The organism is Natrarchaeobius oligotrophus, assembly GCF_003841465.1.
In the GTDB taxonomy this organism is placed as follows: domain Archaea; phylum Halobacteriota; class Halobacteria; order Halobacteriales; family Natrialbaceae; genus Natrarchaeobius; species Natrarchaeobius oligotrophus.
Window position 1 is genome coordinate 318,348 of the sequence record NZ_REFZ01000002.1, and the last position, 24,518, is coordinate 342,865.

General features: G+C 64.5%; 19 protein-coding genes. 10 read left to right on the forward strand and 9 right to left on the reverse strand.

The window, feature by feature from the left end; all coding sequences use genetic code 11:
* From EA472_RS04285 to EA472_RS04295, 3 genes are all read left to right on the forward strand, one after another.
* Entirely contained in the window at positions 1–585 is a 585-nt protein-coding gene (locus EA472_RS04285; RefSeq protein WP_124190269.1) for a DsrE/DsrF/DrsH-like family protein, read from the forward strand.
* Positions 585–845 (forward strand): HalOD1 output domain-containing protein, encoded by a 261-nt coding sequence (locus EA472_RS04290; RefSeq protein ID WP_124190270.1) that lies wholly within the window; start codon positions 585–587, stop codon positions 843–845. The genes EA472_RS04285 and EA472_RS04290 overlap by 1 nt, the downstream gene beginning before the upstream one ends.
* A gap of 135 nt (positions 846–980) precedes the next feature.
* Positions 981–2,333, forward strand: a complete 1,353-nt coding sequence (locus tag EA472_RS04295; RefSeq protein ID WP_124190271.1) for an FAD-dependent oxidoreductase — start codon at positions 981–983, stop codon at positions 2,331–2,333.
* Positions 2,334–2,423: 90 nt separating this feature from the next.
* Here EA472_RS04295 and EA472_RS04300 read toward each other — a convergent pair whose 3' ends face one another.
* The 3 genes from EA472_RS04300 to EA472_RS04310 form a co-directional block, all read right to left on the reverse strand.
* Positions 2,424–2,825: a helix-turn-helix domain-containing protein gene (locus EA472_RS04300; protein WP_124190272.1), complete on the reverse strand. Its 402-nt coding sequence runs from the start codon at positions 2,823–2,825 to the stop codon at positions 2,424–2,426.
* A gap of 87 nt (positions 2,826–2,912) precedes the next feature.
* A complete protein-coding gene (locus EA472_RS04305; protein ID WP_124190273.1) occupies positions 2,913–3,467 on the reverse strand; it encodes a class I SAM-dependent methyltransferase in 555 nt (184 codons plus the stop codon).
* 159 nt (positions 3,468–3,626) lie between these two features.
* On the reverse strand, positions 3,627–5,885 hold the full coding sequence (locus tag EA472_RS04310; RefSeq protein ID WP_124190274.1) for an AAA domain-containing protein: 2,259 nt from the start codon (positions 5,883–5,885) through the stop codon (positions 3,627–3,629).
* A 91-nt stretch (positions 5,886–5,976) separates the two neighbouring features.
* Here EA472_RS04310 and EA472_RS22360 point away from each other — a divergent pair, with 91 nt between their 5' ends.
* Entirely contained in the window at positions 5,977–6,135 is a 159-nt protein-coding gene (locus EA472_RS22360; RefSeq protein ID WP_165874818.1) for a hypothetical protein, read from the forward strand.
* Positions 6,136–6,144: 9 nt separating this feature from the next.
* On the opposite strand, the gene EA472_RS04315 is transcribed toward EA472_RS22360, so the two are convergent.
* The gene (locus EA472_RS04315; RefSeq protein WP_124190275.1) at positions 6,145–7,095 is read right to left on the reverse strand and encodes a hypothetical protein; all 951 of its coding nucleotides are present in this window, start codon (positions 7,093–7,095) and stop codon (positions 6,145–6,147) included.
* Complete coding sequence (locus EA472_RS04320; protein ID WP_124190276.1) at positions 7,092–8,801, reverse strand: hypothetical protein; 1,710 nt, start codon at positions 8,799–8,801, stop codon at positions 7,092–7,094. The genes EA472_RS04315 and EA472_RS04320 overlap by 4 nt, the downstream gene beginning before the upstream one ends.
* A gap of 803 nt (positions 8,802–9,604) precedes the next feature.
* Here EA472_RS04320 and EA472_RS04325 point away from each other — a divergent pair.
* Positions 9,605–10,369, forward strand: a complete 765-nt coding sequence (locus EA472_RS04325) for an IclR family transcriptional regulator (protein ID WP_124190277.1) — start codon at positions 9,605–9,607, stop codon at positions 10,367–10,369.
* A gap of 266 nt (positions 10,370–10,635) precedes the next feature.
* On the opposite strand, the gene EA472_RS04330 is transcribed toward EA472_RS04325, so the two are convergent.
* Positions 10,636–12,468 (reverse strand): BCCT family transporter, encoded by a 1,833-nt coding sequence (locus tag EA472_RS04330; RefSeq protein WP_124190278.1) that lies wholly within the window; start codon positions 12,466–12,468, stop codon positions 10,636–10,638.
* A gap of 454 nt (positions 12,469–12,922) precedes the next feature.
* Here EA472_RS04330 and EA472_RS04335 point away from each other — a divergent pair, with 454 nt between their 5' ends.
* From EA472_RS04335 to EA472_RS04345, 3 genes are all read left to right on the forward strand, one after another.
* Positions 12,923–13,807, forward strand: coding sequence for a dihydrodipicolinate synthase family protein (locus EA472_RS04335; RefSeq protein WP_124190279.1), 885 nt, complete (start codon positions 12,923–12,925; stop codon positions 13,805–13,807).
* A gap of 299 nt (positions 13,808–14,106) precedes the next feature.
* Positions 14,107–15,243: a phosphotriesterase family protein gene (locus EA472_RS04340; protein WP_124190280.1), complete on the forward strand. Its 1,137-nt coding sequence runs from the start codon at positions 14,107–14,109 to the stop codon at positions 15,241–15,243.
* Between the two features lie 83 nt (positions 15,244–15,326).
* A complete protein-coding gene (locus EA472_RS04345) occupies positions 15,327–16,835 on the forward strand; it encodes an aldehyde dehydrogenase (protein WP_124190281.1) in 1,509 nt (502 codons plus the stop codon).
* 170 nt (positions 16,836–17,005) lie between these two features.
* On the opposite strand, the gene EA472_RS04350 is transcribed toward EA472_RS04345, so the two are convergent.
* The gene (locus EA472_RS04350) at positions 17,006–18,367 is read right to left on the reverse strand and encodes an NAD-dependent succinate-semialdehyde dehydrogenase (RefSeq protein ID WP_124190282.1); all 1,362 of its coding nucleotides are present in this window, start codon (positions 18,365–18,367) and stop codon (positions 17,006–17,008) included.
* A gap of 126 nt (positions 18,368–18,493) precedes the next feature.
* Between EA472_RS04350 and EA472_RS04355 the strand changes: the two genes are divergently transcribed.
* Positions 18,494–18,847, forward strand: coding sequence for a nuclear transport factor 2 family protein (locus tag EA472_RS04355; RefSeq protein WP_165874819.1), 354 nt, complete (start codon positions 18,494–18,496; stop codon positions 18,845–18,847).
* A 233-nt stretch (positions 18,848–19,080) separates the two neighbouring features.
* Here EA472_RS04355 and fdhF read toward each other — a convergent pair whose 3' ends face one another.
* Positions 19,081–22,407, reverse strand: coding sequence for a formate dehydrogenase subunit alpha (gene fdhF / locus EA472_RS04360; protein WP_124190284.1), 3,327 nt, complete (start codon positions 22,405–22,407; stop codon positions 19,081–19,083).
* Complete coding sequence (locus tag EA472_RS04365) at positions 22,404–23,927, reverse strand: NADH-ubiquinone oxidoreductase-F iron-sulfur binding region domain-containing protein (protein WP_124190285.1); 1,524 nt, start codon at positions 23,925–23,927, stop codon at positions 22,404–22,406. Before EA472_RS04365 ends, fdhF begins: the two co-directional genes overlap by 4 nt.
* A gap of 281 nt (positions 23,928–24,208) precedes the next feature.
* On the opposite strand from EA472_RS04365, the gene EA472_RS04370 reads away from it, so the two are divergent.
* Positions 24,209–24,481: a hypothetical protein gene (locus tag EA472_RS04370; protein WP_124190286.1), complete on the forward strand. Its 273-nt coding sequence runs from the start codon at positions 24,209–24,211 to the stop codon at positions 24,479–24,481.
* Positions 24,482–24,518 lie beyond the last annotated feature (37 nt).

Consider the following 24,518-nt stretch of genomic DNA (forward strand, 5'->3'; position numbering starts at 1 on the left):
ATGAGCACGGACACGCCCTCCGGAGCCGACGCGAACGACGAACCGACGACCGAAGCGGATCTGGTCGCACGAGTCGAAAAGCTAGAAGAGAAAGTCGCGACGCTCGAGACCGACGACGGCGACGACGGAAAGAAGATGACGATCGTCGCCACGCAGGGGAGTTTCGACATGGCGTATCCGCCGCTGATCCTCGCGAGCACGGCGGCGGCGTTCGACTGGGAGGTCGTCGTCTTCCACACGTTCTGGGGACTCGACATCCTCCACGAGGACAACTCGAAAGATCTCAAACTGAGCGCCGTCGGCAACCCGAACATGCCGATGCCGAACGCCCTCGCCGCGTTGCCGGGCATGGACGCGATGGCCACGCGCATGATGCGAAAGAAGATCGACGAGAACGGGACCGCCACGATCGAGGAACTGATCGACCTCTCGCTCGAACAGGGGGTCGATCTGCAGGCGTGTCAGATGACGATCGACCTGATGGGCTACGACGAAGACGACTTTTACGACGGCGTCACGACGGGGGTCGGCGCGGCGACGGCGCTCCAGCACATGGCCGAGTCGGACGTCCAGTTGCTGGTGTGATGACCGAGACGAGCGAACCCGGCTCCGACGAGACGTTCGAGAAACCCAGTCTGCGTGTTATCGAAACGGTCGCGAGCGCCGACGGCGTCGATCCGGTCGATCTCGAGCCGCCGCTCACCGACGTCGTCGACCCGACCGCGCTGGATGCGTTGTTCGAACCGACGACGAAAATCGACTCGAGTCGGCGAGGCCGCGTTACCTTCAGGTACCGCGGCTATCGCGTTACGGTCGACTCGAGCGGTCACGTCGAACTCGGGTAGCGAACGTTCCCGGAAAGAGCCGACGCGACGACCGATTCGTCCCGACGAACCGAGGGACCGATCGCGACGACAGAGTATCCTACTATATTGGGAACTTTGAGAAATACTTTACGTGCTGGAGGGAGTACCCCGAGTATGAGCGGACCCTTCGTAATCATCGGTGGCGACGCCGCCGGGATGAGCGCAGCCAGTAAAGCAAAGCGCGAGAATCCGGAGCTGGACGTGAGGGTCTTCGAGAAGGGAGAGTGGGTCTCCTACGCCGCGTGCGGGATGCCCTACTACGTCAAAGGCGACGTCGACCGTCTCGAGGACCTCGTCGCCGTCACGCCCGAGGAGTTTCGCGAACAACGGAACGTCGACCTCCGGACGAACCACGAGGTCGTAGAGATCGATCCGAACGGACGGACCGTGACGGTCGAAGCCGACGGCGAGCGATTCGATCAGGCCTACGGCAGTCTGCTGATCGGAACCGGCGCTCGAGCGATCGAGCCGCCGTTCGACGGACTGGATCTCGACGGCGTGTTCACGCTCCGGAGCATGGACGAGGCCGACGCGATCGAAGACGACGTCGCGACCGCCGATCCCTCGAGCGCGGCGATCGTCGGCGGCGGCTACGTCGGCGTCGAGATGGCGGAGGCGCTCGTCGAACGCGGGCTCGACGTCTCGATCTTCGAGATGCTCCCGCGGACGCTCCAGCCGTTCGGCGAAGGGGCCGCCCGCGTCGTCGAAGACCACCTCCGGGAGAAGGGCGTCGAGCTTCACCTCGAGACGGCAGTTCGTGGGTTTTCGGGCGCAAACGGCCGCGTCGAGGCGGTCGAACTCGAGGACGACGCGGTGTCGGCGGATCTCGCGATCGTCGGCGTCGGCGTCGCTCCGAACGTCGAACTCGCCGAGGCGGCAGGCGTCGAACTCGGACCCACGGGAGCGATCGCCACCGACGAGTACGGTCGGACGAACCTCGAAGACGTCTACGCGGCCGGCGACTGCGCCGAGGTGACGAACGTCGTCACCGGCGAACCCGATCACGTTCCGCTGGCGTTGACGGCCAACCGTGCGGGTCGGGCAGTCGGAACGACGGTCGCCGGCGAGGCGACGCCGACCGGCGGAACGGCCGGAACGGCGATCGTCAAGGCGTTCGACCTCGGCGCGGCTCGAACGGGCGTCGTCGACGAGGAACGGGCTCGGAACGCCGGATTCGATCCCGTCTCGGTAACGATCGACGCACCTACCCGACCGCACTACTATCCCGGAGCGACCGAGCTCACGGTGACGCTCGTCGCGGACCGAAAGAGCGAACGCGTGCTCGGAGCGAGCGTCGTCGGACGCGACGGGGCAAAGCGAATCGACACCGTGGCGACCGCGGTGGACGCGGAGCTCACCGTCTCGGAACTAGAGAAGCTCGACCTGGCGTACGCGCCGCCGTTCAGTCCGGTCTGGGACCCGATCCTCACCGCGGCGAAAGTACTGAGCGGGAAACTCGACGAATGAAACGGAGCCGACGTAAACGGCCGTGACTCGACAACCGACGGTCCGGTTCGACGTTCGATCGGGACTCGAGCGACGACGGACGGCGGACGCTCAGCTCTCGACGGGAGCCGTCTCGGCCGTGGAGTCGTACTTGTCCTCGAACTCCTGGATGAGCTGGCCCATCTTCGCGTACCAGTCGTTCAGCATGCGCTGCATGTCGTTTGCGATCTGAGACGGGTCGGTGGGATAGTAGACGTGGTAGTAGCCACCCTGATCGTAGTTGATCTGTTCTTTCTGGATGAAACCGCTCTGGAGCAGCCGCTGGATCGATCGGTAGGCGGTCGAGCGTTCGCGGTCGACTCGCTCGGCGACCTCGTCGATCGTCAGCGGCTCGTCGCTCTCGACCATCGCCCGAAAGCACTCCTTGTCGAGCTGTTTGAGGCCGTGGATGCATTCCAGTAGTCCTTCGCACTGCATGTCCTGTTGCAGTTGTTCCACCATCGAGTTAGCCATCTTCTTACATCCGGTACGAATCGAAGCCGTATAAGGATTGTGTGAGTATTGTACAAGGCCGCTGAGCCGGATGTCGGCGGGGTCGGACTACCGGCGAGCGACGACCGCGAGCGTCTCCGGTCGATCGTGAACGCGATCGACGGCGAAATCGGCGCGTTCGAGGTGAGCCGTCACGTCCGCGGAACTGAACCGCTCGTCCATCGACGGCCCGTCGTCACCGGCACCGTCCGCCGACCAGTCGACCGTGACGAGCCGGCCGCCGGGGCGAATCACGCGGGCGAGTTCGACCATCGCCTCGTCGTCGACGTACTCGTGGTGGGTCATCGTCGAGAACGCGCCGTCCAGTTCGCCGTCGTCGAACGGCAGCGACGAGACGTCGGCCGCGATCAGTTCGACGTTGTCGGGAACGCCCACCTCGCGGTGACGGTCGTGCATCTCTTCCTGGATGTCGACGGCGTACAGGGTGTCGACGACCGGCGCGACGTCTCGCGAGTAGAACCCGGTGCCCGAGCCCAGGTCGGCGACGACGTCGTCGCCGTCGACTGCGAGCATCTCGAGCAGTTCCTCGCGCGAACAGAACCGGTAGCGAGCGGGATCCTCGAGGGAATCGGCACGTTCGACGGGAAACGTGTGAAAGCCCATACCGGTAGGTGGATCGCGGATCGCAAGAAGCTATCCGTTCCGGTCAGCTACCCACGATTAAAGTCGATGGGCTTCCGCGCTGTTACCGCTGTGAACTGGCTTCGCACGACGAACCGGAGCGCTGGAACGGTCGCGAGGTCGGACGCGTCCGTCCTCGAGTCACTCGGGTACCGGGATGAACTCCGGTTCGACCTGACGCAGCCGACCGGTACTCTCGAGAAACGAGTACAGATCGTCGTAGAGATCGAAGTCACCGGCGTCGCGGTCGTCCGATCCGCACAACGTGTACCAGTCGCCGACGATCGCACAGAAGCGCTCGGCGCGAGTCATCGCCACGTTCAACCGTCGAGGTCCGTCCAGCGGGCGGCCGAGAAACCCGATCTCACCGGCCGCGTTGCTGCGGACGAGCGAGATCACGATCGCGACCTTCTCGCTTCCCTGGAACGAATCGATCGTGTCCACCGCCACCGCGTCGCCGTCCTCGAGGTGAGCCCGTAGTTTCGAGCGGATCGCGGCCGCCTGTGCAGTATACGGCGTGATGACGCCGATGTCGGACGCCTCCAGTCCCTCCTCGCGACGAAGCTCTGTGACGACGTGAGCGACGAGTCGAACTTCCGCCGCGTTTCGCGTCGAGTGGTCGATCGTCTCCTCGCTCCCGCCGACGTCGTAGCCGACCAGCGCCGGCCGACCGTCGAAGGACCGAACGTCGCGGCCCTGCCGGAGCGCGCGACCGTAGAACCGGCGATTCGGAAACCAGGCGACGTCGCGGTGCATCCGGTACTGCGTCCGCAGTTGCACGCCGACACCCTCGTAGACGCCGCCGTCGGCGTAGAGGTGCTCGAACAGCGAGAGACCGGCGGCCGACTCCGGCGGCTCCTCGGTCGCGCTGAACGGCGGAAGTTGCTTGTGATCGCCGGCGAGGACGAGCTTGTCCGCTCTCGAGAGCGGTATGCAAGAGGCGGTACACGTGGCCTGGGTCGCCTCGTCGAGGACGAGGACGTCGAACTCCCGTTCGAGGGTGGCCGCGCTGCTGTTCGTCGCCGCGACGACGTCGGCGCGGCCATCAGCGGTTCGGTATTTCTCGTTGACCACCGCGTTCGCGGAGTTTGCGGCGTTCACCCGTCGGAGCACGAACTCCCCGGAGCCGTGCTGTGCGTACGCGTGGAGCGATCGATCGTCGGCCGTTTCGGGCGTACTCGAGCCGACGACGAGGTTGTCGACGGCCTGATTCGAGTCGGCACAGACGAGGACGGCGTCGCCGGCCTGGACGGAGCGCCTGACGACTTCGACGAGGGTTCGCGTTTTCCCGGTTCCCGGCGGTCCGTGGATACAGAACAGGTGATCGGCCAGCAGCGCACAGGAGACCGCTAGCTCCTGTTCCTGATTCAGTTCGGCGTCGCGTTGGCTGCTCTTGACGCCGGCGGTGTCGCCGAAAGTGACCGCGGTCGCGCCGGTCAGGAACGATCGATGCTCGTCACGGTCGCGAACTCGATCGATCGCGTTCAACTCCCGATCGTACGGAACCGGGTTCAGCAACGCCGTCAGCGCGAATCCGCGCCGCTTCTTCCGAAGAAATCCGCCGACGGCCGTTCGTTCTTCGATCGCGCTCCAGTCGATGGTCAGTGCCACGATCCGCCCCTCGACCGAGTCGACCGTCGCCGGGATGGGAAACGCCTCCGGCGAGTTGTGATCGCTCGGCGGGTGGACCAGCACCTCGTTTCCCTCGAAGATCCCGAACTCGTTTCGAACGTATCCGTACCGAACCCGCTGGTCGTCGTCTCCGTCGTCGATCCGAAAACGGTAGACGCCGTCTTCCGGACGCCCGAGCGACGCGAGCGACGGAATGGCACCGAACCCTTCCGCGTGAAGCGATTCGGGGGTCGAGTTCGCTGCGATCTCCCGTTTCGCGTCGCGCTGAGCGTCCATCTCCGACCGGACGAACGATTCGAGTTCGTCGAAAAAGGAGTCCACGTCGTCGCTCGAGAGGGGATTTCGAGGGGGTTCGCGTTCGTCGATCGGCGAGTCGAAGTACGACGGCGGCTCCTCGGGCGCGTAGTCGGAGTGCCAGAAGCGAACCCGTCCGGCGAGCGTCGACTCGGCGAACGCGTCCCGGTCGATCGAATCGTACTCGCCGTCGTCGTCGTAGACGAACACTTCACCGTGGAGCGCGTGGTCCGTGAACGCGACGTACTCACCGGACAGCGCCGCGCCGTCGGGCTCGTGAAGCGGAATCGCGATCCAGTCGTCCTTCTCGGGGTGGGCGAGCCGGTCGTGGTAGCTCGCGTACTCGACGATACCGTCGATCGGAATGGGATTCGCTCGCGCGGGCTCGAGGTCGTCGTCAGTCGAGGAGTGCGAATAGAGCGTAGCGGCCGAGAAATCGAAGTCACCGATCGCGCTCTCGAAGAGGAGGGACATGTCGACGACGACGAATTACTGGCTCCTTAATCTTCTCATCAGTCCCCCAGTAAAGACATATATTTGATTATTATGGCGACAACGTCGTTCTATGACACGTCAAACGGCGGCGTTCGATCGCCGTGAAACGGAGACGGTGACCGCCTCGGACGACGTGGTCGATCGACGGTCGACCTCGAGAACCGCCTCGTACGAAACGCGACGAAACACGGGGTGTGATCGCGTGGCGAGACGAGAACGGGGCGAGTGACGTTCCGCGTCAGTCCAGACCGGGACCGGCTCGTTGTGCACCTTCGGAATCCGGTGCGAAAATGCCGTTGCTACGCTCGAACAGCTCCTCCCAGACGTCGCGTTCCACGTCGACGCCGCGATCGGATAGCTGCTGGACGCGTTTTCGAACCCGTTCCGGGCGATACACGGTCGCAAAATCCGCCTCCTGGTCGGTGACGAAGCGCTCTGCGAGTTGTTGGATGCCGCCGGAGAAGCGGGGGTGGAACGGATCCACGCAGATCGTAACGAATCCCGGTTCGACGTCTTCCGACGTCTCCCGATCGGGTCGAACGGATTCGCTCAGCAATCGATCGATCAGGCACGTTTCCGCGGACGAGTGATCGCCCGAACGGTCTCGATCGAAGAATTTTCGATACAGAGACGTGCGCTTTCGGTTATATGATCTAGAATGTATTACGTCCGTTATTTGTCTGTAGCTCGTCGATGGACGATCGACGTTCGCCTCCGCGAGTAACGGACGCGATTGGCCGGGCGTTCCGACGACAGTGAACGACTCGCCAGTTCCGCCGTAGTACGTTACGATCGAGACCAGTCCGCGTCTCGCGGCGTGGTAGGCCGCGTGGCCGACGACCGACGAGGTGCCGTCCGATTCCGGAATCGTCGCGTGAACGATTCCGATCCCGTCCCGTTTGGCCTCCGAACAGCCGAGATCCAGCGCAGCGGTGCTCGAGAGGAGACTCGGCTGGTCGTCGCCGACGACGACCGTAAACGGCGACGTTCGATCGTCGCGTTTCAGCTTCGTCCGGTCCAACTCCGGATACTCCTCCAGGAGCGCGCGCAGCGTCGTGCATCCGGAACCCTTGTACACCTCCGTCCACCAGATCGCTCGAGCGGTTGCTCGTGCAGTACCGGGGGGGAGGCCTGCGCCGGCGAGACAGCGTTCGGCTAGCTGGAACACCTCGCGGGTGCTGATTTTCATCGGTGGTCCCTCCATTCGTTCGCTCGTTCCGGTCTCGACGGATACATCCAGTACGATCGATCGCCGTCTCTGACATCTTCGGGCAGCGGCGCACCCTGGAAGAACGTTCCCTTCACCCAGCCCTTGTTCGCCGGGTGGGCTTTCTGTATCCCCCAGAACGATTTGATGAGCGAGACGAGGTGGAGGGGGATGAAATCGGCATCGAGGGGATTCCCTCGAATTTCGGCGTACGGGAGGTCGTGGACGGTTTGAACCCGCTCGACGACGTACCGGTGCTCGGGGTGATCGAAGAGGAACTCCCCGACGGTCGTCGACGGGGCGGACGCCCGAAGATCGTCCTCGAGTCGCTGTACCCGAAGCGCGATATCGATCGGGCGGGAGTATTCTTCAGCGTCGTTCTCCCCCGTTATCCCCAGACGCGGTTCTTCGCCGTTTTCGGATCGGTACCAGAAGTGGTGGGTGGCCTCCGGCCGACTCATGTCGATATTCAGCGCCCACCGGTAGTTGGAATCGAGTATCGATCGCAGGGTGGCGGTCGACATTTCCGGGACGATATCGGTCTTCTCGGAGGTGGTCAGGGTCTCCGCTAACCCCTCGCAGACGGACGGGTGAACGTCGATCAGTAACGAGTGAAGTACCTCTCGAGCTTCCGGTTTCAAATTTCGCTCCGACCAATCACACAGCTGCGCCCACGACGAGACGTCGCTCGAGCCAACGTCGTCGAGACGGTTTCGGACGTCGCGGAGCCCGCTCGCGATTTCGGATTTGGAAAGGAAAAACTCCTTGGAGTCGCTGTCGTCTTCTTCGAACCACACTTCCGCTTTCGCCAGGAAATTTTGTAGCGTCACGACGTCCTCGCGCGACGGTTCGATGGCTTTGGCTCGAGCGAGGGCGATCTCTCTGGCTCGAAGCCAGGTGTGAACGAGCTTCGGATGATTCATCGCGAACAGCGCGACGCCCATTCCCGACGAGTTTCCCGTTCCGAGGTATCGCTTGATAGCAGGATCCAGGGTGGCCGCGTCGGAGTTGCGTTCCGCAGCGATGGTGTCAGCCAGGTCGTATCCGAAAATTCGCCACATGTACGCGGAAAACATCTGCGCCAGGTAGGGCTCTCCCAGCGGATGGTCGCTCTCGAACGATCTGAACACCTTGGTGCCGTTCAACCCGTTTCCGTAGTAGCCCGAAGATCGTATCAGATACCCTCCTTTCGCCAGAAAGTCGACGTCGGGTTGATGGCCCGCCGTCAGCGAGTCGACGATGTGATCGAAGAAACGCGAGCTCCGGTTTCCCCTGGTCCAGATCAGCACGTCCGGAGTGGCACGCCCCGTTCTCACGTTCGGCAGCTCTTCGAACTGCCAGTCGACGAACTCGTCGCTCGGGTTTCCCTCGCAGAGAAATCCCCACATATCCCACGTGTCGGCGGTAATTCGATCCGTCTTTTCGGCTTCGCTTATCTTCTGTGAGAAGATCGGAAACGAAAATTCGTGGGACGGCGTGGAGATGCTGTACCGAGCTCGACCGTTACCCTCTTCGTCGAGGGTTACCTCCCGGAGATCGATCTCCCACTGCTCGTCCACCATTCGCCGCATCAGTAGCCGGGCGAAGCTCAGGCGCGTGTGCTTCAATGCTCCGAGACGCTCGGGCTGCATCAGTTCCGACGGATCGCGCAGTGAGCCTAATCGGCGTGGTACGCTCTCTTGTGCCATCAAAAGATGATGCACAATCCAGGGACTAATATCTTCTGCTTCAACCCCCCGTTCGAGCGCCGAACGCGTTCAATGCGCGCGAGCGACGCTCGTAGCGGGATACTGAATCGCGTCGGACGGATCGGTCAACGTCGGAGGAAATCGGGACGCTCGGTCGCACCCGTCCGGAACGCAACGCGGCCGCATTCGAGCGACGGGTCCTCGAGAACGCACCGGTGGCGAACGGCCTTCGGGCGATCATCGACGCCGGACGTCCTGGAGGATCCGATCGAATCCGCCGAACACGACGCTACCTCGTCCCGTCGTTCGGATTCGCTCAGCGACCGTTGACAATCGAAACGGATGTGGTCGTTCGCTGTGAGCGAATTCAGCTGGGGAGCCGCTATCGGGTTGGAATTCCCGGGAAACGCCAGCGATCGATCATCGTGTGGACAGCTAGCGGAAGACGAACGTTCGGTTCAATAACGGGTACGTTCCACGACCGGCGTGTGCGCAAATCCTCTCGCTCGGACCCACTACGGGCGAATCGCTTTACACATGTACTATCGTAACTTTCCTCTTCGGTTCTGGCGAATTTATTACGGTCGTATGTCTGTAATTCCAGGCCGGCCCGGCTCGTTCGACGAACACCGTTCGTTCTCCATCAGAGAACAGCAATCGGCGATCCGGTATTGGATAGCGAGCGAAACGAAAGCCTCGGGCCGCCGTACACAGGTCGTGGTGTCCCTCGAGGACGGAGGTGGAAGGCGGCGTTCGGGTTCGCGCCCGCAATTATTAGTACTTCCCGCCGTATTTGATGGGGTATGGCTGGGAACTCGGCGGGAGGACGCGGGGTTAAATCGGACGAAACGCTGTTCGCTATCATCGAAGCAGTTCGGGAGGCGGACGGGATCGGAGTGACCGAACTGGCGGCCAACGTGAACCTGGCGAAGAGTTCGGTTCACAAACACCTTTCGACGATGAGAGATCACGGGTTCGTCGTAAAGCGAAACGGAGAGTACCACCTCGGACTGGAATTCTTCAGTTACGGCCAGTACACGCGGACGACCCAAGACGTGTACTCGGCCGCCTTACCCGCGCTCGAGGAGATCGCTTCGGAGACCGGGGAATCGACGTGGCTGATGACGCACGAAAACGGGCAGGTGATGTACCTGGACGGGAGGGATCCGAACGACGAGATCAACGTCAACGCGCTCGTCGGTTCGTGGGAAGAGATGCACGCCAACTCGGGCGGGAAGGTGATCCTCGCTCATCTTCGGGAGAGTGAAGTGAACGAGATCGTCGAACGCCACGGTCTCTCGGCGAAAACCGACGAGACGATCACCGACAGAGCGACCCTCGAGGAGGAACTCGAACGAGTTCGCGAGCGCGGATACGCGCTGAACCTCGGCGAAGGTCTTCGCGAGATGAACGCAGTGGCGGTTCCGCTCATCTCACAGGAGTCGGTCGAAGGGGCGCTCTCGGTTGCGGGACCGACGTATCGGGTGAAACGAGAACGGTGCGAAGGGGAACTACTCGATCGGCTCCGGGCCGCTGCGGACGATATCGGACTGAGCCTCGCGTACTAGTATTCGCGGGCATGGAAGGGGCGTCTCGGCGATTCGAACGGATACGATATCTCGTTCGTTCCCGTGAGTGGTGGGATCGCCACCGGGACACCACGTCGGCCACCGAGGAACTCGTTACCCGCGAGGGAAAACGGTGCTCTCACACGCTGCGTTCCTGGAAGAAGTCGTTTCGCGGTCGGCGAATCGTCCGTCGTCGGAAACTACCGTCGAATTAGTTCACGAACTCGGGCAATGTCGACCGGAACGGCCCGGTCCGATCGGTTTCGTCAATCGTCGCTCACCGCGGAGTCGTCGTCCGTGATGTCGCCGACGAGACCACCGCTGGAAGTCACGCCACCCTCACCAGCGGGATCGATCTCGATTTCGCCCCGATCGATCAGCTCCTCCCGCCGTCGCTGAAATTCGTTGGACGTCAAGATCTCGTGTTCGCGGTCGAGTCCGCGATAGATTGCGTAACACATGAATATGAGGACGACGGCGAACGGGACTCCCGTCGCGACCGAGGCAGCCTGCATTGCCGTGAGGCCGCCACCGATCAACAGCACCGCTGCGATCGCACCCTCGACGATCGCCCAGAAGATTCGTTGGGCTTTCGGAACGTCCCGTTTTCCGCCCGACGAGAGATTCTCGAGGACGAGCGAACCCGAGTCCGACGAGCAGACGAAGATGGTCATGACCAACACCGTCACGAGAACCGACGTGAGGAGTCCCAGCGGGTACTCCGAGAGCATCGCGTACATCACGGCCTCCTGACCCTGTTCGTTGAGCACGGTGAGAAGCCCGCCGGTGTCGAACTGGGCGAACAGGGCCGATCCGCCGAGCGTCGAAAACCACAGGACGCCAAAGAGCGTCGGGACGACCAGCACTCCGGCGACGAACTCGCGGATGGTTCGTCCCTTCGAAATTCGCGCGATGAACATGCCGACGAACGGGGACCAGGCGATCCACCACGCCCAGTAGAAGAACGTCCAGTTGCCGAGCCACGTGGAAGCGTCTTCCCCCGCGAACGTTCCGGTGTACAGGCTCAACTCCACCAGCGAGGAGAGGTACGTGCCGAGGGCCGAACTGAATCCGCTCAGCAAATAGAGCGTCGGCCCCGCAACGAGCAGGAAGGCGAGCATCGCGACCATCAGGTAGGCGTTGAGGTTGCTCAGTCGTTTCACCCCTCGTTCCAGTCCCGCCGCGACTGACGCGGTCGCGACGAGGGTGATGACCGCAATCAGGACCACGTGTGCCATCGTCGTCTCCGGAACCGTGATCCCTATCACCTCACTGGTAACGTGTGCGACGCCCGTGGTCGCCTGCTGAGCGCCGAGCCCGAGCGACGTCGCCAGGCCGAACAGCGTCGCGAACACCGCGAGGATGTCGATCACGTGGCCGGGCCAGCCGTAAATGCGCTCGCCCAGCACCGGCCAGAAGATCGAGCGAAACGTGAGCGGGAGACCGCGGTTGTAGGAGAAAAACGCGAGTCCGAGGCCGACGAGGGCGTAAATTCCCCACGGAGCGAGTCCCCAGTGGAAGAAGGTCTGGACGAGCGCGGCCTGTCCCGCTTCGGGCGTTCCGGCCTCGGTGCCGGCGAAGAACGGCGGGACGGTCTGGAGACCCCACAGCGTTTCGGAGACGCTGAAGACGATGAGTCCGATCCCCATCCCCGCACTGAAGAGCATCGCCAGCCACGCGAAATCGCTGAACTCCTTTTCGGCCTCGACGCCGCCGATACGTATTCTGCCGTACTTGCTGAGCGCGAAGTAGATCACGGCGAGAATAGCGCCTTTCATGGCCAGAATGAGCAGCCAGTCGAACGTGGCCGTTCCGAACGCCTGGACCGCACCGAACGCTTCGACGGCCGTCATCAACTCGCCGCCGTCCGTCCGCAGTCCGAGCAGTGAAGCGAGCGGCTGAAACAGCAGCGTCACTGCGATGAACAGACCGATGACGGCGATCGAAACTGGAAACACCACCGGATGAATGTCCAGGTACCCACCTAGCAGTTCGAGGTTCGTGTCCCCGGCTTCGCGGTCGGTATCGGGGAAAAACAGTTCCTTCTGAAGCGATCCCGGCTCCTCGCCCGCCGCGTCCTCGTCTTCGATCTCAGTCACGGCGGTCACCCCCGTTTCGAGCGGTCGAGCGTTCGTTCGATACGGAGGGTATTTCACGTGGGCGATACGGTCGCCCGCCGTTCAGCCTCCGTGACGATGCATCGGTACCGGTCCCACACACCACGTTCGGTGCGCTATTGACTGTGTTATAGGTCATCTAGCGTGTGCCACTATACTATGCACCACGTATAAAAATTTCCCCATATTGATCATCATGCATTAGCTCGGCTACAGTTACGACCGATCCGTCCGATTTGGTGTTACGTGCGCGAGGAGCTCGGATACGACGCTGTGGATATCTCGTTCACCGCCGAGACGAGTCGGGACGTCGCTCGGCCGAAGGCCCAAACCACTCGAGGAGCCGATCGTGCAACGCGCGTTCCGTCGAAGGAATCAGTTCGTTAAAACGTCTACCGATAGTATTTTGTGCTCATACACGCAACCGGAACACGGTATGCAATCGGAACTGAGAGGGATTCTCACGCCAGTACTGACTCCCATCGAAGACGGCGCCGTCGCGATCGAACGGATAGCCGACTCCGTGAAGTTCGCTCAACGGTGTGGCTGTCACGGGATTATCGCCGCGGGAACCGGCGTACAGGAAACGGTGTCGCTCACGGTTGCGGAACGGAAGAAAGTCATCTCGAAGACGATCGACGCGACGGACGAGAGACCGGTATTGGCCGGCATCTCGCATCCCTCGTTACAGATCGCCACCGAACTCGCAACCCACGCTGCGGAGGAAGGCGCCGACGGCGTGTTGGCGATGCCCCCCTGGGGGTTCGCACCGGACGACGATGTCGTGATGTCGTACTACCGCTCGATCGACGCGTCGACGGAGCTTCCGATTTTACTGTACAACAATCCGACGGTCACCGTCGACCTCGCACCCGAGACGATGCGACGAATCGCCCGGTTGGACGGCGTGAAATACGTAAAGGAGACGTCCAGAAACTGGAAGAAGCTCGCGTGGTTGATCGAAAACGTCGACGACGCCGGACTGGCGTCGGTCTTCGGCACGATGGACGTTCTGTTGCCCGTACTGGAGGCGGGAGGACGGGGAGCCGTCATCCCCGCTCCCGCGAACGCTCCAGCGATGCGGGTCTACGACGCGTTCAACGAGAGCGACTCCGGGGCCGCTCTGGAGGCACAGCGGACGTTCGTGGACTTCCCGCCGGACGAGGTGTCGACCGGATTGATGCCCGCGGTCAAGGCCGCGTCGGAACTGTCGGGCGTGCCGGTCGGACCGCCCCGGCCACCCTACCAACCGGTGTCGGAGGAAGGGAAAGACGCGATATCGGAGTGGCTCGCCCGCGAAGACGTTCCGACAGTCGAGTGATCCCCTCGTTCGGTCGAGTATCGTCCGAATTCACCGCCGCTGGCACGGCAGTCCAGGGCCGACGGTTGGTGAGCGGTTCCGCCGACAGCGACCGACGCCGACCCGCCATCGGTGCTCGAGCGAAGGGGACCCAAGGAGTCGCCGTACCCGGAACTGCCAAGGCGGCGGCGCTTCTCGACGGACCGATCGACCGTCGCGTCTTCGAACGCACCTGTTGGCACAGCAGCGACGACACAGCGCTGCAGTATCCGAGCCTCCGGACCAGTAGGTTAATGTGAAGCGTGCCGTATTACCGGAGCATGGAGTCGGATGCAGGAGGCGTTATCTCGGTAGACGGTCGGATCGACCCCGACGAGCTCGGCGTGACGATGACCCACGAACACCTCTTTACCGACCTGTCGGTGACAAAGCGCGCGATCGAGTTCGAGTCGCCGGTGAACGAGCGACGGTCCAGGGAACCCCTCTCGCTCGAGAACCGGTGGTTCGCTCGACGAGGGGGCGGCTTTCACATGGCCGACGATCAACTCTTCCTCGATTCCCTGGACGACGCGATCGAAGAGGTGGGCAAGTACTATCGGATGGGAGGGGACAGCATCGTCGACGTCACGCCGAAAAACTTCGGACGCGATCCGGAGGCGGTGCGCGCCGTCATGCGGGAGACGGGCGTCAACGTCGTCCACGGGACGGCCTACTACACGCAGGCGAGCCACCCCGAGGGGGTCGACGAGATGAGCGTCGACGAGATCCGAAGCGAGTTCGTCGACGACGTCGAAAACGGGATCGGGTCGTCGAACGTGCGGGCGGGTATCATCGGAGAGCTCGGCGTGTCGGGAGCGATCCACGAAAACGAAGAAAAAGTGCTCCGCGCCGGGGCGCGGGCGGCGCTCGACACCGGGGCACCGGTGACCGTCCACCCCAACGGAAAGTCCCACCGGCGCGACGGGACGTATCCGTCCTCGCGATGGGGCCTCGAGATTCTGGACATCCTTGAGGAGGAAGGGTTACCGGCCGAACGGGTCGTGATCGATCACATGGACCGAGCCTTTTTCGAGGGGACCGGCCTCGAGTATCAGAAGGAACTCGCCGACCGCGGCGCGTTCATCGAGTACGACGAGTGGGGAATGGAGTCGCACTTCGTCGTCGACTGGATCGACCGGGGGTACGCGCGACCGTCGAACTTACACCGGGCCGAGTGGATCACGGAACTGGTCGAGGACGGATACGCGTCGAACATCCTGTTTTCCCACGACAGACACAGAAAATCGCAGCTGGCGAAATACGGCGGAAGGGGGTATTTCCACGTGCTCAACGACGTGGTTCCGCTCTTACTGATCGACGAACCCGGCCGCGAGTTCGGGATCACGGACGACGACGTCGAGCGGATACTGATCGAAAATCCGAAGCGGATGCTCACCTTCGCCGAGCCGGAGGTGTGAGGACGACGCGTCCACCGTGCCGGACGACCACGACGAACGGTAGCATTAAAACCGTCGAACGCGAACTGGCGAAGGACGGTACTATGTCCGAGAATCAGCCGAGCCTGGAGACCGTAACGGACTACGACTTGCTGATCGATGGCGACCACCAAGCGTCAGCTACCGACGAGCGCATCGCGGTGAGCTTCCCCTACACCGGCGAGGAGTGGGCCACCGTCCCTCGAGGGGACCACCGGGACGTCGACCGGGCCGTCGAGGCGGCGCGACGGGCGTACGAGAACGGATGGAAGGAGACGCTCCCGAGTACGCGACGCGATATTCTCACCGGGATCGCCGACGTGCTCGACGAACACTACGAGGAGCTCGGTCGGCTGGAAACCCTGCAAAACGGCAAGCTACTCCGCGAGATGGAGGGGCAACTGGAGAGCCTCGGCGAGTGGTATCGGTACAACGCGAGCCTGTGCGACACGCTCGAGGGAGCCGTCATCCCGGTCGAAAACAAAGACGGTGGGATGTTCAACTACACGCAGCGAGAACCCTACGGCGTCGTCGGGGCCATCACGCCGTGGAACTCGCCGCTGTTGCTCCTGTCGCTCAAACTGGCACCCGCGCTGGCCGCGGGAAACGCGTTCGTTCACAAACCGAGCGAACACACGCCGGTCAGCGCGCTCCGGTTCGGGGAACTCGTTTACGAGGAGACGGACCTCCCGGAGGGCGTCTACAACGTCGTCACCGGCGACGGAGAGGCGGGGAAGGCGGTGACGGACCACGACGGCGTCGACAAGCTCACGTTCACGGGAAGTACGGCCGTCGGCCGCCAGATCGGCAAGAAAGCCGGCGAACGGCTGATTCCCGCCTCGCTCGAACTCGGCGGAAAGAGCCCGAACGTCGTGTTCCCGGACGCGAACCTGGAGAACGCGGTTACGGGGGCGATCAAGGGGATCTTCGCCGCCACCGGCCAGACGTGCGTCGCCGGCTCCCGCGTTCTCGTCGCCGAGGAGATCTACGACGAGTTCGTCGACAGATTCGTCTCGAGGGCGGCCGACATCGAACTCGGCGATCCGCTCGACCCCGAAACCGAGATGGGGCCCATCGCCTTCCCCGACCAGTGGGAGAAGGTCAACGAGTACGTCGATATCGGGACCTCGGAAGGGGCGACGCTCGCGTACGGCGGCGAGGAACCGGGCGATACCGCCGGCGACCTGTTCGTCCAGCCGACCATCCTCACCGACGTGGAAAACGACATGCGCGTCGCCCAGGAGGAGATATTCGGGCCGGTGGCGTCCGTGATCGCGTTCGCCGACGAGGACGAGGCGATCCGGCTGGCGAACGATACCGAGTACGGGCTCGCCGCGGGGGTCTGGACGGAGGACATGCGGCGCGCACACCGGGTCGCCGATCGGATCGAAGCCGGCACCGTCTGCGTGAACGAGTACCGGCTCATGTCGTATCGCTCGCCGATCGGCGGCTACAAGGACAGCGGGCTCGGTCGAGAGCAGGGAAAAGCGGGCCTGGAGGAGTATCTACAGACCAAGAGCGTGTGGATGGATCTCGAGGGCGAGGTGTCCGATCCGTTCAACATGGATACCTGACCGAAAACGGGTGAAATCGCGGACGAACGGTCAGCGAAGCGAACTCGCGGTTCGGACGTCGATCGATCGAGGATCCGCGGACGCGAGAACGATATTTCACCACGGAAACCCGCCGGAGGTGGGCGGCACGTCCCGACGCGGCGATCCGCACACTGTCTCGAGTCCGTCGTCTACTCCACCCACACCGTCTTTCTGTTGACGAACTCCAGCATCCCCGCTCGCGAGAGTTCGCGCCCGTAGCCGGAGTCGGTGATCCCGCCGAAGGGGACGCGCGGATCGGATTTCACGAGTTCGTTCACGTAGACGCAGCCGGCGTCGAGTTCCCCGGCCACGCGCCGGCCCCGCTCGCGGTCCTCGGTCCAGATGCTCGCGCCCAGTCCGAACCGGGTGTCGTTCGCCGTCTCGATCGCGTCCCGTTCGTCTTCGACCTCGTAGACGGTCGCGACCGGGCCGAACGTTTCTTCGACGTCGACGGGACACCCGTTCGGAACGTTCGCCAGAACGGTCGGCGGGTAGTACGCACCCGTCCCGTCGAGCGGTTCGCCGCCCGTCAACACGGTCGCACCCGCGTCGACGCTTCGTCGGACCTGCTCGTGAAGCTCCGTCATCAGCTTCGCGTCGGCTTGGGGCCCAACGTCGGTCGTCTCGTCCATCGGGTCGCCCACGGTCAGCCCCTCGAACGCGTCGACGAGGCGGTCGACGTACTCGTCGTACACCGCCTCGTGAACGAGAAATCGCTTCGCGGCGATGCAGGATTGCCCGCCGTTTTGCGTGCGCGCTCGCACGCCGGTTTCGACAGCCGCCTCGAGGTCGGCGTCGTCGAGGACGACGAAGGGGTCCGAGCCGCCGAGTTCGAGAACCGTCTTTTTGAGCTGCCTGCCGGCCGTCTCGGCGACGGCTCGACCGGCCGGGCCGCTCCCGGTCAGCGTCGCCGCTCGGACGCGGTCGTCCGAGAGCACGTCGTCGACCCTGTTCGAGCCGATCAGCAGCGTTCGAAAGACGCCGTCGGGATAGCCGGCCCGCTCGAACAGTTCCTCGAGCGCGAGCGCACAGCCGGGAACGTTCGACGCGTGTTTCAAGAGCCCGACGTTGCCCGCGGTGAGATACGGAGCGGCAAAGCGGATCACCTGCCAGAACGGGTAGTTCCAGGGCATCACCGCCAGTACGGGTCCGAGCGGTTCGTAGACGGTCCTGGCCTCCGTACCCGGTGGACTCGGATGGTGTTCGTCCGACAGGTACGAGTGGGCGTGCTCCGCGTAGTGTTCGCACGCCCAGGCGCACTTCTCGATCTCGGCTGTGGCCTGCGAGAGTGGTTTCCCCATCTCCGCGGTCATCAGTTCGGCGTACCGTCGCTGGTCCTCCCTGAGGACGGCCGCGACGTTCTCGAGCAACCGTTCTCGTTCCCGCAGCGGATACTCCCGCCACTCCTCGAAGGATCGGTGCGCCGCCTCGAGGGCCGCCTCGACGTCGTCGGCGTCGTGTTCCTCGTACGAAGCGATACGCTCCTCTGTCGCCGGATTTACGGCTTCCATCGCAGTCCTATCTTCGGACGAAGTCTCTTAGGCGTTCTGTTAACTGACGATATTGCGAGCAGGATGCCAGGACGGTCCAGCGGCGCTTCCAAAACGTTCATGTGCCGAACCGAGAGTGTAGACGGTATGTCCGAAGAGAAACGGATCTCGCGTATCGAGGCGTATTTCGACGCGATGGACGCGGCACATCCCGAGCTGGTGGAACCCGCGCTCGCCGACGGGTTCGTCTACGAATCGATCGCGGACGATCTGCGGGGATTCGACGGGCTGGTGACGTACATGCGGGAGCTGCGCGGAATCTCGAACACGGACCACGAGGTAAGCGGCGTCGTCCACGGCGAGGCGGCTTCCGTCGTCGAGGGCACCGTAACGGGCGACGGCGGCGGCGATTCCGTGACGGTCGACTTCTGTGCCGTCTTCGAGTTCGACGCCGCGGACGAGGAGATCACTCGAATCAGCGTCTACGCGAGAGACGAGTAACCGTTCGAACCGACGACACAGCCTGGTACGTCAGTCGCCGCGATTCGGTCGTCGCGACCGCCCGCGTCGACCGCGAAACGGGAAGCGACAGAGCCACTGACGAGTACGCGACGGCCGGGAGGACCAGTCTCGTCGGCGTCCGCGCCCCGTGTGCGAACGATAATCCACCGACGTCTCGAGCGCCCCGACGAACCGCCGTGTCGCTCACGCCGCCGCGGGGATCGCGATCGGCGTCAGTCGTCGACGGCCGTTCCGTCGCCCGTACCGACGTCGGGCGTCCGAAGCACGTCCGCGTCGGTCTCCGGACCGAGCGGTTCGACGCGGACGCTCGAGACCTTGTACTCGGGGATGCCGGACTGGGGATCGAACGTCTTCTGGGTGAGTTTGTTGACCGCGCCGGCGGCGAAGTGCATCGGGATGAACAGCGTGCCCGCGTCGACGCGATCCGACACTCGCGCCTTGACGACGATCTCGCCCCGTCGGGACTCGACGCGGACGTACTCCTCGTCGGCGACGTCGAGGTCCGCGGCTAGCTCCGGATGGATCTCGACGAAGCTCTCGCCGACGTGGCTCATGAGCCCCTCGACGCGGCGGGTGAGCTGGCCCGTGTGCCAGTGATAGAGGACGCGACCGGACGTGAGCGTGAGCGGGTACTCCTCGTCGGGAATCTCGCCGGGGTGGCCGCTGTCCGCCGGAACGAACCGCGCGAGCCCGTCGTCGAAGTTGAAGTTTCCGTCCTCGTAATCGTAGAGGTACGGGGTTCCCGGGTGGTCTTCGGTTGGACAGGGCCACTGGAGGCCGTGCTGGGGACCCTCCTCGAGCCGCTCGTAGCTCACGCCGCCGTAGATCGGCACGAGGTCGCTGATCTCGTCCATGATCTCGCGGGGGTGATCGTACGACCAGTCGTACCCGAGCCGGTTCGCGAGGGCCTGCGTGATCTCCCAGTCCTGGCGGGCAGAGCCCGGAGGGGCGGCCGTCGGCCGGACGCGCTGGATTCGCCGTTCCGTGTTCGTGAACGTCCCGTGTTTCTCCGGCGACGTCGCCGCCGGGAGCACCACGTCGGCGTGTTCGGCCGTCTCGGTCATGAAAATGTCCTGGACGACGAGGAACTCGAGCGCCTCGAGGGCCTCCCCGGCGTGGTCGACGTCCGGTTCGGAGAGTGCCGGGTTTTCGCCGACGACGTACATTCCCCGCAGATTGCCGGCGTGGGCCTCGTCGAACATCTCCGGCACCGTGAGTCCCGGTTCGGCCGGCGGGCGCTCGCCCCAGGCCTCCGCGAACGTCGCCCCCACGTCGTCGTCGGCCGGATCCTGGTAGCCGGGGAGGCTCCCGGGGAGCGTCCCCATGTCACCGCCGCCGCCCTGGACGTTGTTCTGGCCGCGAAACGGGGAGAGGCCGGCGCCCGGCTTGCCGAGCTGACCCAGCGCGAGCGCGAGGTTCGCGAGTGCGAGGACGTTCTGCGTGCCGTGGCTGGACTGGGTCATTCCCATCGCCCACCCGAAGACGACGGTGTCGGCCGCGGCGAGCGTCTCGGCGGCCGACTCGAGTTCGGTCGCCGGAACGCCGGTCAGTTCCTCGACTCGCTCGGGCGTGTACGGTTCGACCTTCTCGCGGAGGTCCGCGAAGCCGGTGGTGTTGCGCTCGACGAACGCCTCGTCGTGGAGGTCGTGTTCGACGACGTACCGAATCAGCCCGTTGATCCAGGCCACGTCGTAGCCGGGTCTGGTCCGGGTGTACTGGTCCGCGTGTTCGGCGATTCCGACCTTTCGCGGATCGAATACGATCAGGTCGGCGCCGTCGCGGACGTTCCGCTTGATCCGCGTCGCCAGAACCGGGTGGGATTCGGTCGTGTTCGAGCCGGTGATGAGGTAGGCGTCCGCTTCGCCGACGTCCTCGTTGATGCGGTTGGTCATCGCGCCGTAGCCCACCGTCTGCTGAAGCGCGGCGACCGTCGAGGAGTGACAGAGGCGGGCGCAGTTGTCGACGTTTTTCGTTCCCAGCACCTGTCGGGCGAACTTCTGTACGAGGTAGGCCTCCTCGTTCGTCCCCTTCGACGACGCGAGACAGCCGACGGCGTCGACGCCGTGCTCGCGTTGAATCCGGCGGAGGTTCTCGGCGACGTGCTCGAGCGCCTCGTCCCACGAGACGGCCGTGAACTCGCCCGAGTCGGTTCGCACCAGCGGCTCCGTCAGCCGTCGTTCGCTGTTGGCGAACTCGTGACCGAACTTCCCTTTCACGCAGGTCGAAAAGTCGTTCGCGGGTGCCGCGGACGGTTCATCGACCGGTTCGACGCCGAGCGTCTCGCCGTCTTTCCCCCATATCTCGAACCGACAGCCGACCGCACAGAAGCCACACGTCGTCTCCTCGACGTCGATCCGATCGAGGCGGACGTCGCCGACGAGGTCCGCGACGTCGAAGAGTCGGCCTTCCGACAGCGTCGTCATCGCGACGCGCTCGGCGGTGTGTTCGCCGGCCAGCATCGCCCTGTGGCCGTACTCGGCGGCCAGATTGGTCGCCCGTTCCCTGGCGATCCGCGCGTAGCGAGCGATCCCCGTCGGTTCGTCCCCGTCCCGTCGGCCCGCGGATTCGGGGGCGTCAGTTCCGCCGGGAGCGGGGGATCGGTTGGGCGCGCTCGTCTCGTCCAGCGTCTCGACGGCGTCGGCTTCGACGACGGTCCCGATGGAGTTGCGCTGCGTGAAGCCGGGAAGCGGCAGCGTTCCGGGCCCGCCGATCCCCTTCTCGGTGAGCGCGCCGGTCGGACAGACCGTCGCGCAGTGTCCACAGGAGACGCACTCCGATTCGGCCATCGTCTCCGCGTCCGACTGAAACCCGATCCGGGTGTCCTCGCCGTGGCCCTCGATCCGGAGCACGCCCTCCACCTGCACGTCGTTGCAGCCCTCGACGCATCGGTTACAGAGGATGCACTTGTTGCGGTCGATCTGGATGAACGAGGAGGTGTCGTCGAGCGGCTCGTACTCGTCTCGATCCGCGAACACGCCGTAGCGCGGGTGGTCGACGCCCTCGCCGATCGCGGCGTCCTGCAGTTCACACCGGCCGTTTCCGTTACAGGTCGTACAGCGGAGGTTGTGGTTCGAGAGGACGAGGTCGAGGTTGACGCTCCGGCTCTCCTCGGCGTCAGGGGTGTCGGTCCGAACCGTCAGCCCATCCTCGGCCGGGTACGAACAGGCGGGAACGAGGCCGTGTTCGTCAGTCTCGACCATGCAGGTCCGACACTCGCTTCTCGGCCCGATCTCGTCGCTCGCGTCGCCGTCCCGGTCGTAGTAACACAGCGCCGGAACGTCGGCTGCGTTCTCGAGGGCGTCCGCACCCGGGCCGACGGCCACGATTTCGTCGTCGATCGCCTGCATCGCGTCGATGATCGTCGATCCTGGCGGGACGGTCACCGACGCTCCGTCGATCGAGAGCGTCGTGGGACGGTCGCCGGTGGTGCCGGCGGGCGGGTCGTTCGCCGTTCCGGTCTCGAACGTCGCCGTCACCGGCGTCCGTTCGCTCGGATCGTCGATCGCCGGTACTCTCGGAAGTGGATCGTCCGTACTCATAGGTTCTCGGAACAGGTTCCGCTCGGACAGCGTCCGTCCGCGTGAACTCGGAACTCGGGTTCGAACTCGTTCATCGCCGATAGCACGGGCCGCGGCGCGCAGGCACCGATCCGACAGTTGCTCGAGCGTGACATGACCCGGCCCAGTTCGCGGATCTCGTCGCTCCGGAACGAGCCCCGGTACGTCTCGCGGAGCAGTTCGGTAAGCTGTTTCGTCCCTTCGCGCCCCGGAACGCACCGACCGCTGTTCTCGAGCGAGGCGAATCGCGCCCGCTCGCCGGCGGTCGCGACCGGACAGCGGCCGTCGTTCAGCAGTTCGACGACGCCGTCGGTCCCCAGGCCGGCCGCCGCGAGCGCCGGCTCGGAGGCGACGACGTCCAGATCAGCGGTTATCCCGCCGAAGACGCCGCCGACGCAGGCCATCTTGAACGCGCCGGTCATCGAGACGGCGTCCCGAACGGCCGCGAGTTCCGTCGTCGTCTCGAGTTCGACGGTCGTCGGCGCGTCGACGTCGCCGGTGACGGTCACGAGCCGCGTTCCCGGATCGGGCGCGTCGGCGTCGAACGAGTCCGGGTCACGGAGCGCTCGCTGGACCTGCGCGAAGGTCCGCGGCGTGTGGACGATCGTCGGGCGGCCGTAGAGGCCGTACTCCGCGGGCGTCGGCGGCTGTCGGCGCGGTTCGATCCTGTCCGCACCCTCCATCGCCTCGAGCGCGGCCGTCGGCGCGCCGGCGCGGTACTCGTCGGGGCCGACGACGACCTCGGGAGCGATCGAGAGCGCGTCTGCGGCCGCGTCCACGGCCCGTCGAAGGTGGCGCTCGAGGCCCTCGTCGCCTTCGTTCAGGTAGATCACCGCGTCCTCGGCCCCGACGTACGCCGCGACGGCCGCGACGCCGTCGAGGACCGCAATCGGGGCCCCCGCGAGCAGCGTTCGATCCGCGCGGTGTCGGTCGTCGGGTTCGTTCGCGTTGACGACGACGACCGGCTCGCCGTCCGTTTCGCGGACCAGCTCCCACGCCTCGGCGGCCGGCTCGTCCTCGCGGGCGTCGCCCCTTCCGCGGCCGCGAATCCCCACGTTCGCCACCGCGCCAGCGTGTCGCTCATCGGAGCGAAGCGCGTAGTCGGTCGGTTCGAGCGGATCGACCCAGCCACAGGGCTCGAGAACGCGTCGACAGCCCACCGACAGCGCGCCCGTTTCGGGGGTCGCAAGCGCCGACGCGTCCGGATCGTGGTCGACCGTCGCGTCGGCGGCCGCGACCGGAACGCCGTCCGACTCGAACTCGATCACGAGGTCGGAGACCGCGGACGGGGACGGATCCGAAAAGAGGGCGGTCCGTCCGCCGTCGGTCGCCAGAAGCAGCGGCTCGAGGTCGTCGACGCCGGTCGGTCCCGTGCGGACGACCGGAACGGAAGTCGCGGCGTCGCGGGCGGCGGCGCAGACGCGGTCGGCCCGCTGTGACGAGACGTCCGCCGCGACGCGGACGACCGGCGAACGGCGAACGGCTCCTGGTTCATCCGTCATCGATGGCAATCATTCGAGGAACGATACAAAAAACTACCCGAAAGTCACTCCGAACCGCGAGACCGTAGGGGCCGGTCGGCTGGCAGCCGTTCGCACGTCCGACGCGCTCGTTCGGGGTCTGTCCCGTCGATTCGGGTGGCGGAGATCCGAGCGAAGCGATCTCGAGACGATCGCGGCGACGCGCGCGTTGACGTCGAGGGTGGGGCGAAGACTCGAGCGCGCTGGTCTCGAGACGATCGGTATCGAAGCGTTGAGGAGGGCTCGAGCGCTCGCACGAAACGATGTCGAACCAGCAATTCGATGAACTTCGGGCACGAGCCGCCGACGCGATCACCGACGACGACCTCGCGTCGGTGTACGCCGGGCTCGTCCGAGAGGACGGTCACCACGAGTACTACTTCGGGAACGACACCGAGGAAGCGACGGAGCTCAGAGAGACGGCGGCGATTCAACTCGGAATGCTGCTGCGAGTGCTCGCCGATCGATCCGACAGGACCGTCGAGGAAATCGCCGACCTCGCGGTCGAACGCGCCGAGGGGCTGGAGCTCCGGTGAGCGGTCGAACGAGCTCACATTTTCGTAGCAGGCCGGA

What these genes read in the sequence shown, in the direction of transcription:
- EA472_RS04355 (WP_165874819.1), top strand. Translation starts at nt 18,494, where the DNA reads ATGTCCGAAGAGAAACGGATCTCGCGTATCGAGGCGTATTTCGACGCG.
- EA472_RS04370 (WP_124190286.1), top strand. Translation starts at nt 24,209, where the DNA reads ATGTCGAACCAGCAATTCGATGAACTTCGGGCACGAGCCGCCGACGCG.
- fdhF (WP_124190284.1), bottom strand. Translation starts at nt 22,407, where the DNA reads ATGAGTACGGACGATCCACTTCCGAGAGTACCGGCGATCGACGATCCG.
- EA472_RS04345 (WP_124190281.1), top strand. Translation starts at nt 15,327, where the DNA reads ATGTCCGAGAATCAGCCGAGCCTGGAGACCGTAACGGACTACGACTTG.
- EA472_RS22360 (WP_165874818.1), top strand. Translation starts at nt 5,977, where the DNA reads ATGACACGTCAAACGGCGGCGTTCGATCGCCGTGAAACGGAGACGGTG.
- EA472_RS04320 (WP_124190276.1), bottom strand. Translation starts at nt 8,801, where the DNA reads ATGGCACAAGAGAGCGTACCACGCCGATTAGGCTCACTGCGCGATCCG.
- EA472_RS04285 (WP_124190269.1), top strand. Translation starts at nt 1, where the DNA reads ATGAGCACGGACACGCCCTCCGGAGCCGACGCGAACGACGAACCGACG.
- EA472_RS04365 (WP_124190285.1), bottom strand. Translation starts at nt 23,927, where the DNA reads ATGACGGATGAACCAGGAGCCGTTCGCCGTTCGCCGGTCGTCCGCGTC.
- EA472_RS04290 (WP_124190270.1), top strand. Translation starts at nt 585, where the DNA reads ATGACCGAGACGAGCGAACCCGGCTCCGACGAGACGTTCGAGAAACCC.
- EA472_RS04310 (WP_124190274.1), bottom strand. Translation starts at nt 5,885, where the DNA reads ATGTCCCTCCTCTTCGAGAGCGCGATCGGTGACTTCGATTTCTCGGCC.
- EA472_RS04305 (WP_124190273.1), bottom strand. Translation starts at nt 3,467, where the DNA reads ATGGGCTTTCACACGTTTCCCGTCGAACGTGCCGATTCCCTCGAGGAT.
- EA472_RS04315 (WP_124190275.1), bottom strand. Translation starts at nt 7,095, where the DNA reads ATGAAAATCAGCACCCGCGAGGTGTTCCAGCTAGCCGAACGCTGTCTC.
- EA472_RS04295 (WP_124190271.1), top strand. Translation starts at nt 981, where the DNA reads ATGAGCGGACCCTTCGTAATCATCGGTGGCGACGCCGCCGGGATGAGC.
- EA472_RS04350 (WP_124190282.1), bottom strand. Translation starts at nt 18,367, where the DNA reads ATGGAAGCCGTAAATCCGGCGACAGAGGAGCGTATCGCTTCGTACGAG.
- EA472_RS04335 (WP_124190279.1), top strand. Translation starts at nt 12,923, where the DNA reads ATGCAATCGGAACTGAGAGGGATTCTCACGCCAGTACTGACTCCCATC.
- EA472_RS04300 (WP_124190272.1), bottom strand. Translation starts at nt 2,825, where the DNA reads ATGGCTAACTCGATGGTGGAACAACTGCAACAGGACATGCAGTGCGAA.
- EA472_RS04325 (WP_124190277.1), top strand. Translation starts at nt 9,605, where the DNA reads ATGGCTGGGAACTCGGCGGGAGGACGCGGGGTTAAATCGGACGAAACG.
- EA472_RS04340 (WP_124190280.1), top strand. Translation starts at nt 14,107, where the DNA reads ATGGAGTCGGATGCAGGAGGCGTTATCTCGGTAGACGGTCGGATCGAC.